The organism is Nocardia sp. NPDC004260, from assembly GCF_053603155.1.
Map to the genome: position 1 here is coordinate 77,913 of NZ_JBSGEZ010000009.1, position 15,221 is coordinate 93,133.

General features: G+C 67.0%; 16 protein-coding genes. 10 read left to right on the plus strand and 6 right to left on the minus strand.

What is annotated here, in order from left to right:
- Positions 1 to 61 precede the first annotated feature (61 nt).
- The 3 genes from ACWEO7_RS08100 to ACWEO7_RS08110 all read left to right on the plus strand — a co-directional run bounded on the left by ACWEO7_RS08100 (position 62) and on the right by ACWEO7_RS08110 (position 2,609).
- Positions 62 to 637: a TerD family protein gene (locus tag ACWEO7_RS08100; RefSeq protein ID WP_452421792.1), complete on the plus strand. Its 576-nt coding sequence runs from the start codon at positions 62 to 64 to the stop codon at positions 635 to 637.
- Positions 638 to 796: 159 nt separating this feature from the next.
- Entirely contained in the window at positions 797 to 1,894 is a 1,098-nt protein-coding gene (locus ACWEO7_RS08105) for a DUF475 domain-containing protein (protein WP_379249487.1), read from the plus strand.
- A gap of 94 nt (positions 1,895 to 1,988) precedes the next feature.
- Entirely contained in the window at positions 1,989 to 2,609 is a 621-nt protein-coding gene (locus ACWEO7_RS08110; protein WP_452421794.1) for a TerD family protein, read from the plus strand.
- A gap of 1 nt (position 2,610) precedes the next feature.
- Here the strand turns inward: ACWEO7_RS08110 and ACWEO7_RS08115 are convergent, their stop codons facing one another.
- Positions 2,611 to 3,510, minus strand: a complete 900-nt coding sequence (locus ACWEO7_RS08115) for a DMT family transporter (RefSeq protein WP_452421796.1) — start codon at positions 3,508 to 3,510, stop codon at positions 2,611 to 2,613.
- A gap of 83 nt (positions 3,511 to 3,593) precedes the next feature.
- Between ACWEO7_RS08115 and ACWEO7_RS08120 the strand changes: the two genes are divergently transcribed.
- Complete coding sequence (locus ACWEO7_RS08120; protein WP_452421798.1) at positions 3,594 to 4,127, plus strand: CGNR zinc finger domain-containing protein; 534 nt, start codon at positions 3,594 to 3,596, stop codon at positions 4,125 to 4,127.
- Here the strand turns inward: ACWEO7_RS08120 and ACWEO7_RS08125 are convergent.
- Positions 4,124 to 5,515, minus strand: a complete 1,392-nt coding sequence (locus ACWEO7_RS08125) for a hypothetical protein (protein WP_452421800.1) — start codon at positions 5,513 to 5,515, stop codon at positions 4,124 to 4,126. The genes ACWEO7_RS08120 and ACWEO7_RS08125 overlap by 4 nt on opposite strands.
- Before the next feature lie 215 nt (positions 5,516 to 5,730).
- On the opposite strand from ACWEO7_RS08125, the gene rpsF reads away from it, so the two are divergent.
- From rpsF to dnaB, 5 genes are all read left to right on the plus strand, one after another.
- Complete coding sequence (gene rpsF, locus ACWEO7_RS08130) at positions 5,731 to 6,018, plus strand: 30S ribosomal protein S6 (RefSeq protein WP_039803204.1); 288 nt, start codon at positions 5,731 to 5,733, stop codon at positions 6,016 to 6,018.
- An 88-nt stretch (positions 6,019 to 6,106) separates the two neighbouring features.
- Complete coding sequence (locus tag ACWEO7_RS08135; protein ID WP_452421802.1) at positions 6,107 to 6,646, plus strand: single-stranded DNA-binding protein; 540 nt, start codon at positions 6,107 to 6,109, stop codon at positions 6,644 to 6,646.
- 58 nt (positions 6,647 to 6,704) lie between these two features.
- Complete coding sequence (gene rpsR / locus ACWEO7_RS08140) at positions 6,705 to 6,956, plus strand: 30S ribosomal protein S18 (RefSeq protein ID WP_043700357.1); 252 nt, start codon at positions 6,705 to 6,707, stop codon at positions 6,954 to 6,956.
- Between the two features lie 17 nt (positions 6,957 to 6,973).
- Positions 6,974 to 7,426 carry a 50S ribosomal protein L9 gene (gene rplI / locus ACWEO7_RS08145; RefSeq protein ID WP_450019067.1) on the plus strand — a complete coding sequence of 151 codons (453 nt, stop codon included), beginning with the start codon at positions 6,974 to 6,976 and terminating at the stop codon, positions 7,424 to 7,426.
- Between the two features lie 629 nt (positions 7,427 to 8,055).
- Positions 8,056 to 9,438, plus strand: coding sequence for a replicative DNA helicase (gene dnaB / locus ACWEO7_RS08150; protein WP_452421804.1), 1,383 nt, complete (start codon positions 8,056 to 8,058; stop codon positions 9,436 to 9,438).
- 17 nt (positions 9,439 to 9,455) lie between these two features.
- Here the strand turns inward: dnaB and ACWEO7_RS08155 are convergent, their stop codons facing one another.
- Both ACWEO7_RS08155 and ACWEO7_RS08160 read right to left on the minus strand, forming a co-directional pair.
- A complete protein-coding gene (locus ACWEO7_RS08155) occupies positions 9,456 to 9,869 on the minus strand; it encodes a MerR family transcriptional regulator (protein ID WP_452421805.1) in 414 nt (137 codons plus the stop codon).
- A gap of 26 nt (positions 9,870 to 9,895) precedes the next feature.
- Positions 9,896 to 10,912 carry an NADP-dependent oxidoreductase gene (locus ACWEO7_RS08160; RefSeq protein WP_452421807.1) on the minus strand — a complete coding sequence of 339 codons (1,017 nt, stop codon included), beginning with the start codon at positions 10,910 to 10,912 and terminating at the stop codon, positions 9,896 to 9,898.
- A gap of 195 nt (positions 10,913 to 11,107) precedes the next feature.
- Between ACWEO7_RS08160 and ACWEO7_RS08165 the strand changes: the two genes are divergently transcribed.
- Positions 11,108 to 12,778: a cutinase family protein gene (locus ACWEO7_RS08165; RefSeq protein WP_452421809.1), complete on the plus strand. Its 1,671-nt coding sequence runs from the start codon at positions 11,108 to 11,110 to the stop codon at positions 12,776 to 12,778.
- A gap of 59 nt (positions 12,779 to 12,837) precedes the next feature.
- On the opposite strand, the gene ACWEO7_RS08170 is transcribed toward ACWEO7_RS08165, so the two are convergent.
- Both ACWEO7_RS08170 and ACWEO7_RS08175 read right to left on the minus strand, forming a co-directional pair.
- Positions 12,838 to 13,581, minus strand: coding sequence for an SDR family oxidoreductase (locus tag ACWEO7_RS08170; protein ID WP_452421811.1), 744 nt, complete (start codon positions 13,579 to 13,581; stop codon positions 12,838 to 12,840).
- 195 nt (positions 13,582 to 13,776) lie between these two features.
- Positions 13,777 to 14,997: a phthiocerol/phthiodiolone dimycocerosyl transferase family protein gene (locus ACWEO7_RS08175; RefSeq protein ID WP_452421813.1), complete on the minus strand. Its 1,221-nt coding sequence runs from the start codon at positions 14,995 to 14,997 to the stop codon at positions 13,777 to 13,779.
- Positions 14,998 to 15,221 lie beyond the last annotated feature (224 nt).

The following is a 15,221-nucleotide window of genomic DNA, read 5'->3' on the forward strand; positions in this document are numbered from 1 at the left end:
GCGTCCCCGGCGATCCGGACATGCTGGGAACCAATGACGGACTATTGAAAGGGAATCCCGCATGGGTGTCAGTTTGTCCAAGGGCGGCAATGTCTCGCTGACCAAGGCGGCGCCTAACCTCACTGCTGTCTCGGTCGGCCTGGGGTGGGATGTGCGGACCACCACCGGCACCGACTTCGACCTCGACGCCAGCGCCATCGCGACCGGCGGGGACAAGAAGGTCCTGTCCGACCAGCACTTCGTCTTCTTCAACAACCTGCGTTCTCCCGAGGGCTCGATCGAGCACGCGGGCGACAACCGGACCGGCGAAGGTGAGGGCGACGACGAGGTCATCAACGTCGACCTGGCGAACACCCCGCCCACGATCGAGAGCATCTTCTTCCCGGTCTCGATCTACGACGCCGACTCCCGGTCGCAGTCCTTCGGCCAGGTCCGCAACGCCTACATTCGTGTCGTGGACCGCAGCAACGGCGAGGAGCTCGCCCGCTACGACCTCACCGAGGACGCCTCGACCGAGACCGCCATGGTCTTCGGCGAGCTGTACCGCAACGGCACGGAGTGGAAGTTCCGCGCGATCGGTCAGGGCTACGCCTCCGGTCTGGCGGGCATCGCCCGTGATTACGGCGTGAACGTCTAAGGAAAACTTCGCCGTTCACAGGGGGCCCGGCGACGGGCCCCCTCGTCGTGCCACCCAGGCATGCCGGCGCCCTGGGAGCAACGTTGGACAACCGGCGATCCAGCAGCCACGCTGGTAGCAAACGTCGCCGCCTCGTTTTCACTCACGAAAGGTCCCAGCGTGGTCCTGCGCATATTCGGCATGTCCCTCGTCGTCACGGTGCTCTCGCTCGTAGTTGCGGTCGTGTACGGCGGACCGACCGCCCTCGCGCTCGCCGCGATCCTCGGCATCCTCGAGGTGTCGCTCTCGTTCGACAACGCCGTGATCAACGCCACCGTCCTGGAACGGATGAGCGCGTTCTGGCAGCGGATCTTCCTCACCGTCGGCGTGCTGATCGCCGTGTTCGGCATGCGGCTGGTCTTCCCGCTGGCGATCGTGTGGATCACCGCGGGGCTGGATCCGGTGCGGGCCTTCGACCTGGCCCTCAACCCGCCCCCGGATGGCGCCCTGACCTTCCCGGACGGCAGCCCGAGCTACGAGAAACTGCTCACCGACGCGCATCCGCAGATCGCGGCGTTCGGCGGTATGTTCCTGGCCCTGCTGTTCCTCAACTTCATCTTCGAGGAACGCGAGATCACCTGGCTGAGCTGGCTGGAGCGGCCGCTGGCCAAGGCGGGCAAACTGGATATGCTTTCCGTGGTGGTCGCGGGTGCGGGCCTGATCCTCACTGCGGAGTTCATCGCTGACGAGGCGCACCGCTCGACCGTGCTGGTCGCGGGCCTGCTCGGCATGATCACCTACATCGCGGTGGACGGGCTCGGCTCCATGTTCCACACCGAGGAGCAGAGCGAAGGGCCGTCGGAGCTGGTCAAGGCCACCGGTAAGGCGGGCTTCTTCCTGTTTCTCTACCTGGAGGTGCTCGACGCGTCGTTCTCCTTCGACGGCGTGATCGGCGCGTTCGCCATCACCTCCGATCCGATCATCATCGCGCTCGGCCTCGGCCTGATCGGTGCCATGTTCGTCCGGTCGATCACGGTGTACCTGGTTCGCAAGGGCACGCTGTCGGAGTACGTCTACCTGGAGCACGGCGCGCACTGGGCGATCGGCGCGCTCGCGGCCATCCTGCTGGTCTCGATCGGCGTGCACATCAACGAGATCGTCACCGGTCTGGTCGGCGTCGCGTTCATCGGCGCGGCATTCATCACCAGCATCGTCCGCAATGGCCGAGCGGACGAGGAGGAACTCGACAGCGAACGGGAACCGACGCCGGTAGGCTGATTCCCGGCAAGCAGCCGAAGACCCGTTGCGGCAGCGGCCCCGTCCCGAGGGACGGCCGCTGCCGCTCTCGTTTCCACAGAGGGGGGATCGCGCCATGGCGATCGACGACAACCCCGGCGTCAACCTGTCCAAGGTGACCCTGTCGAAGGCGACACCGAGCATCAACCTGACCAAGCCGGGTGAGCAGCAGGGCACCATGCGGGTCAACCTGAACTGGTCGAGCGGACCTCGCGGATTCTTCCGCCGCTCCAAGCCGATCGATCTCGACCTCGGCTGCCTCTACGAACTGTCCAACGGCGCCAAGGGCGTCGTCCAGGCGATCGGCGACAATTTCGGCACGCTGGAGGCCGAGCCCTACATCCGGCTCGACGGCGACGATCGCAGCGGCGCGGCCGCGTCGGGCGAGAACCTGCACATCGACCTCGCGCGGCCCGAGCTGTTCCGGCGCATCCTGATCTTCGCCTTCATCTACGAGGGCGTGCCGAACTGGGCCGCCGCCGACGGCGTGGTGACGCTCTACCCCACATCCGGTCCGCAGGTCGAGGTCCGCCTCGATTCTCCGGTGGACGGCGCCCGCTCGTGCGCCATCGCCCTGCTGCAGAACCAGGGGGCCGGGATCACCGTGCACCGGGAAGTGCACTACGTCAACGGCGCCCAGCGCGAGCTCGACCAGGCATACCGGTGGGGCATGCAGTGGCAGGCCGGGCGCAAGTAGGTCACCGCGGTACGGGCACCGGCTGCCGCGCGACGACCGCCGACGCCGCCGGCCTGCGAGCCGCGAACACCAGGCCCACCAGGCCGATGGCGAGTCCGGCGACCGTCAGCGGTCGCAGCGGCTGATCGATCAGCAACCAGGCCAGGATCGCGGTCACGGCGGGCGTCGCGAAGAACAGCTTGCCCACCCTCGTCGCGTCCCACCGGCGCAGCATGGCGTTGAGCAGCAGGAACGCGGCCATGGAGTTGACCAGCACCATCCAGACGAGCGACCCGGCGAACCGGCCCACGTCCGACACGTGCACTTGGCCGGACAGCCAGGTCAGCACCCCGGCGATCGGCGCGCTGATCGCCACGTGCAGCGCCGTGGCCGCCCTGGGATCGACGGTGGGCGTGAATCGCTTCTGGTACACGGTGCCGATGCTCAACCCGAGCAGCCCTGCCACACACAGCAGCAGTCCGGTCAGGGAGAAGTGCGACTGGTCGAACACGGCGAGCGCGACTCCGATGCCGCCGATGCCGAAGCCGAACCACTGCCGCATCGTGACGACTTCGCCGATCAGTCCGGCGCACAGAGCGATGACCACCGGATTCAAGCCCTGCACCAGCGCGATCACCGCCGCCGAGACATGTTCGGCCATCGCCGTGTAGCACGCGCCGAACTGGACCATCTGCATCAGCAGCCCGGCGACGAGCACGTGACGCAATTGGCCTCCCTGCGGCCACGTGACCCGCGCGAGGAGGGCGTAGGCGGTGAGCAGCGCTCCCGCGACGGCAAAGCGCACGAACAGCACCAATAGCGGTGGGGCGGCGCCGACCCCGATCACCCCCGCGATGAACGCACTGCTCCACAACAAGACGAACAGCGGCTGCGCGGCCACCATCGCGAATCGGCTCTGCACGGACCCTCCTCGACTAACCACCTTGGGTGGTTATCACAGTGGCATCCGGTCCAATAACCTGTCAAGGCGGTTACTATGAGGAGGTGTTCACCTTCGTGAGCGGCAACCTCGCCCTGGACTTCGCCGGTACCGTCATGGGGCGCTCGACCAGGTTCGAGGACGTCCTCTCCACACCCGCGGCGCTGGCCGACTGGATCGTCGCCGCTGGCCTGCTCGACAGCCCGCCAACCGGCGACGCGGACACCCTCGCGCGGGCAGTGCGCTTGCGTGAGGCGGCCTATCGCATCGCGCTGGCCACCGCCCGCGAAACCGCCTTCGACGACGGCGATCGCCGGACCGTCAACGAATTCGCCGAGGGCGCCCCGCCTTCGATCAGCCTGCGCGCCGACGGCACGGTCGTCCGCTCCGGCGACGCGGACGCGGCTTTGGCCGCCGTCGCACGTTCCGCGATCGAGTTACTGGGCAGCCGGGCGCTCGTCAAGGAGTGCGGTCGCCCCGTGTGCACGCGGCTGTATGTGGACACTTCCCGCGGCGGCTCGCGCCGGTGGTGCGACATGACCCTGTGCGGCAACCGTGCCAAAAGCGCGGCCTTTCGAGCCCGGCACAGTGGGCCTTAGACCACCGGAACCAGGTCGCGGGGGTCGGACCGTGCGACCCGGGGCGTCATCGAACGATTTCCACGCGGCGCCGCCCACAGGAATACGAAGAAGAACACGATCAGCAGGCTCGCGCGCCCCCACACACCGAATTGGACGATGTGCTCCATCAGCTCGACCGACTTGCCCGTACCCATCGAGTAGAAGTAGCGGAACACCCCGATCCCGATGGCCGCGTCGGCGACGAGATAGCCGCCGACCAACCACCAGGGGATCTCGAGCAGCACCAGGAACGGCACCAGCCAGAGGGTGTACTGCGGGGAATGCACCTTGTGGAACAACAGGAATCCACACAGCATCGCGCCGCTCACACCGACCCACGGGAACACGCCGGTCGCCGAATAGCGCCGCCAGCCGAGCCACATGGCGAGCGCGAATGCCGCGAGCACCAGCAACGGGGAGGCGACCGAGACCAGTTGCTGGAACGCCGCCTCGCTGCGCGCATCGGGACCGAACATCGGCCGAAGTCCCCAGTACCAGATGGAATTCGTGGTGATATCGGCCTGACGCAACTGCTGGAAGGTGATGGACGCGCGCCAGCCTTCGTAACCCACCAGCGCGAACGGCAGGTTCACCACTACCACGGTGCCGATCGCCGCGCCCGCGGTGAGCAGAGCGCCACGGACGTCCGGTCCGCGATCGCCGGCTTCCGCGTCGCGCCCGCCACCGCCGGTGAGCACGTACGCCAGCAAGGGCAATACGAAGATCCCCGGGTACAGCTTGAGGCAGAACCCGAGCCCGAGCAGCACCGCGGCCACGATGCCCCTGGTACGCACCGAGTAGCGGGTCAACGCAGTCATCACGTAGACGGCCGCCACCGCCGTGCACACCACCGGAAGCTCCCAGTTGTGGAAGGCATAGAGCACCAGCGGCGGTCCGGCCGCCCACAGCAGGGCCGCGCCCCCGGCCAGGCGAGCCAGCATCCACGCGGTCAGCAACGCGAAGGGCGCCAGCAGCAGCGCCGAGTACCGCAGGAAATCGGCGTCGTTGTGTGCGCCCACCGCGCCGAGCCACATCAGCACACCGCTGAGCACCGGATATTCCACCGCGCCGCCGACCAACGCCCCGTCGTCGGTGATGCCGCCGGTCACATAGGGAAAGACGTGCTCGTTGATGTCTCGGCCGAGCCAGAGGAATTGGATATCGGAATAGCAGACGTCCGAATCCTTGATCACATCGAAAACCGTGCTGCGCCCGTCCCGGTCGAACGGCGCACCCGCGCAACGCGCCTTGTTCGCGTACGCCAGCGCGAGGACGAGACCGCAGAGCAGCACCACCACCACGGCGAACGCCGCGCGGCGCCGCACGCCACCTGCGGGCAGGTCGCTGGCGGCGAGTCCGGTCGGCATGGATCCACCCTAAGCGGACGGTCGGGGCCGTGCCGCCATTCCCCTTCCTACCGACGCGAACGCGCGGGCCGAACACGTGCGCGCCGGGGCGGCTCGCCGGGGCAATTTCACTGCTCAGGTGCCGCTCATGTAGCCTGTTCGGGTTGCTGACGCAACGACCCTCCTGCCACGGACCGTCCGTGGCCGTTTCCTAGTCCACAGGAGGTGATTGGTCCGTGCGTCATTACGAAGTGATGGTCATCCTCGATCCGAGCCTGGACGAGCGCACTGTTGGTCCGTCGCTGGACAACCTGCTCAGTGTCGTTCGCACCGAGGGCGGCAAGATCGACAAGGTCGACATCTGGGGCCGCCGCAGGCTCGCCTACGAGATCGCCAAGCACGCCGAGGGCATCTACGCCGTGGTCGACCTGACCGCCGAGCCCGCCACCGTGAGCGAGCTCGACCGCCAGCTCGGTCTCAACGAGTCGGTGCTGCGCACCAAGGTTCTGCGCCACGACAAGTAGTCCGGCAACCCTCGTTTGCGTCGGAGCCTGTGCCTAGGCTCTAGCGCAACAGCGAGACGCGGACTGCACACCGAGCAGGAGGAACCACATGGCAGGCGACACGGTCATCACCGTCATCGGAAATCTGACGGCCGACCCGGAGCTTCGATTCACACCGGCGGGAGCGGCGGTGGCGAATTTCACCGTCGCGTCGACTCCCCGTGTGTTCGACCGTAATTCGAACGAATGGAAAGACGGCGAAGCGCTGTTCCTGCGCTGCAATATCTGGCGCGAGGCCGCGGAGAATGTCGCCGAAAGCCTGACCAGGGGTTCCCGTGTCATCGTGAGCGGACGGCTCAAGCAGCGCTCCTACGAAACCCGCGAGGGTGAGAAGCGCACGGTCGTCGAGCTCGAGGTCGACGAGGTCGGTCCCTCGCTGCGCTACGCCACCGCGAAGGTCAACAAGACCAGCCGCGGCAGCGGTGGCGGGGGCTTCGGGTCCGGGTCCGGCGGCGGTGGCGGCTACGCCTCCTCCGGTGGTGGCGGTGGGCGTTCCTCCGGCGGTGCCGAGGACGACCCTTGGGGCAGTGCGCCCGCGGCAGGCTCCTTCGGGGGCAACAGCCGCATGGATGACGAACCGCCGTTCTGAGAACGGCCACAACGGCCCGCACGAATTCGGGCCATCACTGATTACGGAGTACAAGACCATGCCTAAAGCGCCCGCGCGCGAAAAGGTGCTGAAGAAGAAGGCTTGCTCGTTCTGCAAGGAGAGCAAGACCGGAACCGTCACGATCGATTACAAGGACACGGCGTTGCTGCGCAAGTACGTCAGCGACCGCGGCAAGATCCGCGCCCGCCGCGTCACCGGCAACTGCGTGCAGCACCAGCGTGATGTCGCGGTTGCGGTCAAGAACTCGCGTGAGGTCGCGCTGCTGCCTTACGTGTCGACGGCTCGCTGAGAAAGGGAGGCACGCCAATGAAGTTGATTCTTACCGCTGATGTGGACAACCTCGGTGCCCCCGGCGACACCGTTGAGGTCAAGGACGGCTACGGCCGCAACTACCTCCTGCCGCGCGGCCTGGCGATCCCGGCCAGCCGTGGCGCGCAGAAGCAGGTCGAGGGCATTCGCCGGGCGCAGGAAGCCCGCCGGGTCCGCGACCTCGACCACGCCAACGAGCTGAAGCAGGCCATCGAGAACCTGGAGTCGGTCTCGCTGGCGGTGAAGACCGCGGGCACCGGCAAGCTGTTCGGCTCGGTGACCCAGTCGGACGTCGCGGCGGCCGTCAAGGCGGCGGGTGGCCCCGTCGTCGACAAGCGCAGCATCGAGCTGCCGAAGGCGCACATCAAGTCGACCGGCAAGCACGCCATTCTGGTGCACCTGCACCCGGACGTGGCGGCGAAGTTCGACCTCACGGTCACCGCCGCCTGATTCCAGGCATCGCGTCGAGGACCACTCCCGTCCGTTCACGGGAGTGGTCCTCGGTCATGCTCCGGTGCCGCGAGCCGATTTGTAGCTGACTATTTGCCGGATGATCGAACGCGTCATTGGGGACAATCTGGGCCGCACCGCACACTGCGACGACGCCTGGTCTACCCAGCCTGTGGATTACTCGTCGAACCGACCGTCCGCAATGTGATTCAGGCCATATGCAGCTCACGTGCTGTTAACCCAACACGCCCGGCTGTTCAACTCGGCCGACACGCCGGTACTTCATTAATCCACACCTGGAAGAACGCGGAAGTCCATATCTATCTGCGTATTTGACCCCGCCGACCTGGGTTTTCCCCAAGTTGTACACAGGGGGTGCACACGGTTGGGTGAACTTTCCCCAAGTTATCCACAGCTGTGCGCACAGCGCGGTTTGGTGCACACCCGGCGGGTCGCCTAGGTTCGTCGCATCGCTGCGCGCGGGCCGCTCCCGAGCGCGCGCACGGACCGGTGCCGCGGCTGTAGCTGGAGCCCTGGTCAACGGCTTTTCCGAACGTGTCGGTGCCCGGGAGTAAAACGAGTCGACAGGGTGCATCCCGGTCGTGGGGTAGAGAGGACGGTCGAGTCTGGTGACAACCACCGATGACCGCGGGCACACGGACTTCCCGCCCGAACCTCCCGGCGAGGACTTCGGCCGCCAGCCTCCGCACGACATGGCGGCCGAGCAGTCGGTGCTCGGCGGCATGCTGTTGAGCAAGGACGCCATCGCCGACGTCGTCGAGGCGATTCGGCCCGGCGATTTCTACCGTCCCGCCCATCAGGCCATCTACGACACGATCCTGGATCTCTACGGGCGCGGCGAACCCGCCGACCCGGTGACCGTCGCCGCGGGCCTGGACCGCCGTGGCGAGCTCAAGCGCATCGGCGGCGCGCCCTATCTGGTCACGCTCACCCAGACCGTGCCGACCGCGGCCAACGCGGGCTACTACGCCGAAATCGTGGCCGAGAAGGCCATTTTGCGCCGCCTGGTCGAGGCGGGCACCCGCATCGTCCAGTACGGCTACGCGGGCGCCGACGGCCAGGATGTCGCCGAGGTCGTCGACCGCGCCCAAGCCGAGGTCTACGAGGTCACCGAACGCCGCACCAGCGAAGACTTCCTCCCACTCGAAGAACTGCTCCAGCCGACGATGGACGAAATCGACTCCATCGCCAGCCGCGGCGGCATCTCCCTCGGCGTCCCCACCGGTTTCACCGAACTCGACGAAATCACCAATGGCCTGCACCCGGGTCAGATGATCATCGTCGCGGCCAGGCCTGGCGTGGGCAAATCGACCCTGGGAATGGATTTCATGCGTAGCTGCTCGATCAAGCATGGCTTGGCGAGCGTCATCTTCTCGTTGGAGATGAGTCGCACCGAGATCGTCATGCGGTTGTTGTCGGCGGAGGCGAAGATCAAGCTCGGGGATATGCGGTCCGGGCGGATGAGCGACGACGACTGGACCAAGTTGGCGCGGCGGATGAGTGAGATCAGCGAGGCGCCGCTGTTCGTGGACGATTCGCCGAACCTGACGATGATGGAGATCCGCGCCAAAGCGCGGCGGCTCAAGCAGCGCCACGATTTGAAACTCGTGGTCGTGGATTACCTCCAGCTGATGACGTCCGGCAAAAAGGTCGAATCCCGTCAGCAGGAAGTCTCGGACTTCTCCCGTAATCTGAAACTGCTGGCCAAGGAACTCGAAGTGCCGGTGGTCGCGATCAGCCAGCTCAACCGCGGTCCCGAACAACGAACCGACAAGCGCCCCATGGTGTCCGATCTCCGCGAGTCGGGATCTTTGGAACAAGATGCGGATATGGTCATCCTGCTGCACCGTCCCGACGCTTTCGAGCGCGACGACCCGCGCGGCGGTGAAGCCGACCTGATTCTCGGTAAACACCGTAACGGCCCCACCGCGACGATCACCGTCGCCCACCAATTGCATTTGTCGCGGTTCGTGGATATGGCGCGCGGCTGAGTCCGGAGGAGCTGGGCTCAAGTACCGCACGGCTGTGGGTCTTCGCCAGTCTGCTCACTCAGGGTGTCCTGTGCCAGCCACGGCATCCGGTCGATCAGGCGATCACGGAGTTCGACCAGATTCGCGATGCGCCGATTGAGCTCGGCGAACCGTGGTGGCGCTACGGATGCGTACCCGTTGGGGCACCGCGGCTCGAATGGGAATGTCTGGGGCAGGTCACGGTCGAGGTACGGCACGAACGCGCGGACATCGTCGACGGTGAAGCCGGCATCGAGTAGTTCCCGGATGTTCTGGACCCGCTTGACCGCCTCTTCGTCGTAGCGGCGGTAACCCGAACTGGTGCGCTCACAGGTGAGCAGTCCCCGTTCTTCGTAGAAGCGCAGGGCGCGCGTGGTCGTTCCGGTCCGCTCCGCCAGTTCACCGATCAGCATTGTCGTGTCCTTCCCGTGGTGACTGTTCAACGCGTGAGCCGCACAACTACTTTCCCGGTGTAGCGACCTCGCACCAGGTCGAGCAGTGCTTGTGGAGCGTTTTCCAGCCCATCGACGACATTCTCGGTGTGCCGCAACGACCCCTCGGCGAGCCACTGGCGTAACCGCCGTCCGAATTCCGGCGCGAGATCCAGATGGTCGAGGGCGGTGAATCCGCGCAGTGTGATTCGCTTCCCGATCACCGGCAGCAGGTCCCCGGGCCCGCCATCGGGCGCCCCGCCTGCCCGCTGCCGGGCGAGCGCGCCGCACAGGGCGATTCGTCCACCGACGTTCATCGCCTCGATCGCGGCACGCAGTTGCGCGCCGCCGACATTGTCGAAATAGACGTCGATCCCTTCCGGCGCGGCCGCCAGGAACCGGTCGGCCAGCGGCTGATCGTGATAGTCGAACGCTGTGTCGAAGCCGAGCTCCTCGATGACGTAGCGCGCCTTCCGCGGTGATCCCACGCTCCCGACGACTCGCCCGGCACCGAGCAGTCGCGCGAGCTGGCCGGCCAGGCTACCGGTAGCTCCGGCGGCACTGGACACCAGAACGGTCTCACCCTCGCGTAACCCCGCGACCACGGTCAGCCCCACATACGCGACCAATCCGAAACCCAGGTACGTCGACGGCGACGGATACGCCTGTGCGTCGACGACCCGAACACTGTCGACGTCCGCGATGGCGTACTCGCGCCAGCCGTGTTGGTGCAGCACCAATGCTCCCTCCAGCACATGCCGGTCAGCGGACACCACGACCTCACCGATCGCGCCGCCGGACATCACTTCGCCGACGGCGAAGGCAGGCATCGGGATTTCGGGATACGCGCCGATTTGCATCAGCATTCCCGGATCGAGCGACATGTACAGGTTGCGGATCAGCACTTGACCCGGTGCGGGATCGGGCACCACCTCTTCGATCAGCCGGAAGTCCGGCAGTGCGGGCAATCCGTTCGGTCGCGCGGCCAGTTGGATCGCTCGGGAGGTTCGCGTCACAGTCGTCATGCCCCGACGCTAGGGATTGACGTATACGTAAAGGTCAAGCAGCAATCAGGCGCAAGGGGACGCTTCGGAGTTCGAACCCTTCCATCCGGCACTAAGTAACGCTCAGGGCCCCTACCACGACGTCCTCGGTGACGTATGGCCCGTCGGGGGGCTTGTCCGTCCACTTTGTCGGTGTATGGAATGGGAAATCAGGACATGGCTCTTCGCGAGTTCTTCGCGCGGCATCGCATCGCGTCGGCGGTTGCCGCTCCGGCGGTGCTGGGCGTGGCGGCGGTGGTCGCCACCTCGTTGGCGTTGACGTCGACGCCGGAAACCAGGGAAACCCAGCTCACGACCTCCGTCACGGAATGCCGCGACATGGTCACCATCTCGGTGGCCGGTCGCAACGACACTCCGGTGGAGGGGACCACCAGGATGCTGGTGGATGCCAACGGCAACCCGTTGCCCGCCGCGCTGTCGGGTGATCACAGCAGTGAGTGGGTCGATCCGGTCGTCAACGCGCCGGCCGACGACGTCGATCCGGACGCGTACGCCGCGGTCTACATCGCCTATCCGGCGAATATGTCCACCTACGAGGACGCTGTCAACGCCGGTGTCGCGAACACCGAGCGGGTGATGCGTGAGATCGCCCAGGCGTGCCCCGACACCAAGTTCTCGATCGTCGGCTACAGCGAGGGCGCCGACGTCGTCCGCCGCGTCGCGATGCAGATCGGCCATCAGGAACCCGGCCAGGACGGCGCGTACGGGATCGTGGATCCGGACGACGTCGTCGGCGTCGTCATCCTCGCCGACTCGGGTCGCTCGGCGGGCGACGGGCCGTTCCCCGGATCGAAGGACCCGTTCAGCAACCCGGACGGCTTCGACCAGCAATATCAGAACGGCACGAACGCGGTTCCCGGGCAGGGCGCGGTGCGCGGCACCAGCGGTGACTTCGGCGCGCTCAACGGCAAGATCGCGTCGTTCTGCTCCGATGGCGATCTCACCTGCTCGGCGCCGCAGAACATCTCCTTGCTGCAATTGGTGGTCAATGTCGGCAGGCAGTTGAACGTGGACGCGCTCGAGCGCGACGGGCTCACGCCCGCGACCGGGCAGGACGTCGCCGTGGTCCTCGGCCGGATCGCGATGGCGGCGTTCGCGGACATCCAGTCGCAGCCGAACTGGATGCAGAGCGACGAGACCTTCCTGCAGGTGCTGCTGCGGGTGTCGGACCCGGCGTACAAGCCGGGTGAGAAGAAGGCGCCGGTGCAGGCGGATTCCATTGCCACGAACGACATGTCGCCGCTGGCCTACCTGCCGCAGAAGGTGCTCAACGAGATCGTCGGGCTCATCGTGACGAACCAGAACACGATCCCGGTCATCCTCAGCGACCCGTACAACCTCACGCTGGGCCCGAACCACACCGGTCACCACTTCGACTACTGGGACGACGCGGACCCCGCCGCGGGCAAGCCGCTGACCTCGGCGGAGTACGCGGCCGCGTGGCTCACCCATCTGGCGAAGCAGGCGCAGGCGGGTAAGCAGGTCGACCCGACGTCCAAGCCGCAGGAGGCGGACCTGGCCGCCGTGTACAAGGCGGCGGAGACCACCTCGGCGGCTCCGACGACCGAACCCGCCAAGAGCTCGACCACGGCACCGAAGCCGACCAGCGCCGCCCCTACGACGACCGGCACCACGGGCCGGCCGACGACGACGGCGCCGACCTCGACCACCACCTCGGCGCCGGCGGTCACCACCACCACGCCCGCGCCTGCTCCGGTCGCGGCGCCGGTCGAGACGACGAAGCCGACCACCACCACCGAATCGGCCACGACGACAACGCACTCCGCGGCGCCGACCACCACCGCGACCGCGAAGGCGTCGAACTGATCGACCCGCGGGCCGCGATCACAGCCGTTCGGCGTGATCGCGGCCCGCGGCGTATTCGCTCAGACCAAGCCGCCGTTGGCCCGAATGATCTGGCCGTTGACCCAGCGGCCGTGCGGGCCGGCCAGAAACGCCACCACGGCGGCGATGTCGGCGGGTGTGCCGAGTCGTTGCAACGGCACGGCCTCGGCGAGCCGCGCAATGGTGGCGTCGTCCTTCCCGTCCAGGAAGAGGTCCGTCGCGGTGGGCCCGGGTGCCACCGCGTTGACCGTCACGTCACGTCCGCGCAATTCGCGCGCCAGGATCATGGTCAGCGCCTCGACGGCTCCCTTGCTGGCGGCGTAGGCCCCGTATGTCGGGAACGCGGCTCCGACGATGGAGGTCGAGAAATTGACGATCGCCCCGCCCGGTCGCAGCCGCCGCGCCGCCTGCTGGTCGACGACGAAAGTGCCGCGGATGTTGGTCCGGTGCAGGCTGTCGAGAACGGCCAGATCGAGTTCGGCCACCGGCGCGAGCTGCATCCGGCCCGCGGCGTGCACCACGACATCGACGCCGCCGAATTCGCTTTCCGCCCGGTCGAACACCGCGGCCATCGCGGACTCGTCCGCGACGTCCCCTTGGGCGGTGAACGCCACGCCGCCCGCGCCGCGAATCTCCTCGGCGGCGCTGTCGGCTTCGGCGGCATTCGACGCGAAATTCAGGACGACGGCGAACCCGTCACCGGCGAGCCGTTCGGCGCACGCGCGGCCGATGCCACGAGAACCGCCGGTTACCACTGCGACTCGCCCACCGGCTGTGCTTGCCACGGGATGCTGTTCCTTCCGTTCATCGAAGTGATTCCGTAGCTCGACGTCACCGGGACGAACGACTGTGGACAGGCCCAGTGGCCCGGCGGCGTCGGTTTCCTAGGAGGGGCCAACCTTAACAGCGTGACCACGCGAATTCGCCCGCCAACGCGCGAGTGGTGACGCGTAACCGGGTGCGCTCGGCGTCGGGCGGAATCAGTCGTGCACGGCGCGAAGGTTGCGGGCCAGCACTTCGACGCGGTGGCGTTGGAGCTGGGTGAATTCCTCAGGATGATGGATCTCCACACTCAGCCGTCCGGCGAAAGTGCTGATGACACAGGTTCCGCCGCCCGGTTGCTGCGGACGGCGGCCGGTCAGGTCCGGCTTCGCGAGCATGGTGGAGTGGAAGTCGTCGATGCGCAACTCGTCCTGCTCGGGCAGCGGCGGGACAGTGCCCCAGTTGGTCGCGATGACCACGCCGGGCAAAGCCGGTCGCGGCGCCGCCGCCATGTCGGGGATGCTCAACGGCGTGCGTTGCACGATGCCCGCGGCCAGGCCCGCGTGCAGCGCCGCGCTGATGCCGCGGGCCGATTCCACCAGCGTGACGGCGGATTCAGGGGAGAGGTAATTGGCGAAACCGAGGACGTTCGTCCCTTCGGTGGCGGAGATTTCGGGGCTCACCCTGGTCCGCAGGTCGACGGAGTACAGGTAGAGCAGCCCGGTGAGCGGTAGCTCGCGGATTTCGGCTTCGGTCCGCAACAGGGCCGCCGACACCAGACCGTGCACCGTGACGTTCTCGCGATGTCCGAGGGCGACCAGCGCCGCGGTCTCCTCTCGGGAGAGCCGGCATCGAGTGGTGTGCAGCGTCGGATAGTCGTCGTCGCGCGGCTGCGGTACCTGCGGCGCGGTAGCAGCGGCCCCGGCGCCGGGCAGCGCCATCTTCTCGATGCCTCGCGCCGCGAGCAGATGCTCGACCGATTCGGGGAACGCGTGCACCGGCGACTCGGGGATCTTTCCGCCGACCGCGTCTCGATACCCGGCCCAGAACTCGGTGACGATGGCGAACGCGTGGAACGCGTCCGCGATGCTGTGATGGATCACGAGGGTGACGCTCGCGGTGTCGCCGTCGCGTACCACGCACAGCCCACAGACGCCGGTGCGCTGGTCGAATTTCGCGCCGGTGAGGGCGAATTCGGTGTTGCCGTCGGCGACGAAGACCTGGGGTGCCGCGTCCGCCACGGTGAAGACTCGACCGCCGTCGCCGGACGACTCGATGCGGGCGCGCAGAATGGGATGCGCCCGGGCGACTGCCTCGACGGCGGCTGTCAAGGCGGGCAGGTCCAACCGACCGGATACCCGTGCCGCATAACCGATGAAGACCTCGCCCGCGGCGAACATCTCCTCGCTCGGGGCCAGCCGGCGGATCACGTCGACCACGATGATGCCTTCCCGTCGCTCAGGGCGAAGACTAGCCCGAACAACGTTGCACTCGCGCATCATTCGCTCAAATAGGACGAATGGGGCATGGGACCGGGGCGAACCGGCCTTGCCGGAGCGGGGAAGTGGATCTGTCGGATGATCGGATCACCTGGATAAGCTCCCAGTGGTCGAAAGCGAGCGGAGCATGTTCTCAACCCCCGGCACCGAATCGGTCGCCGTCC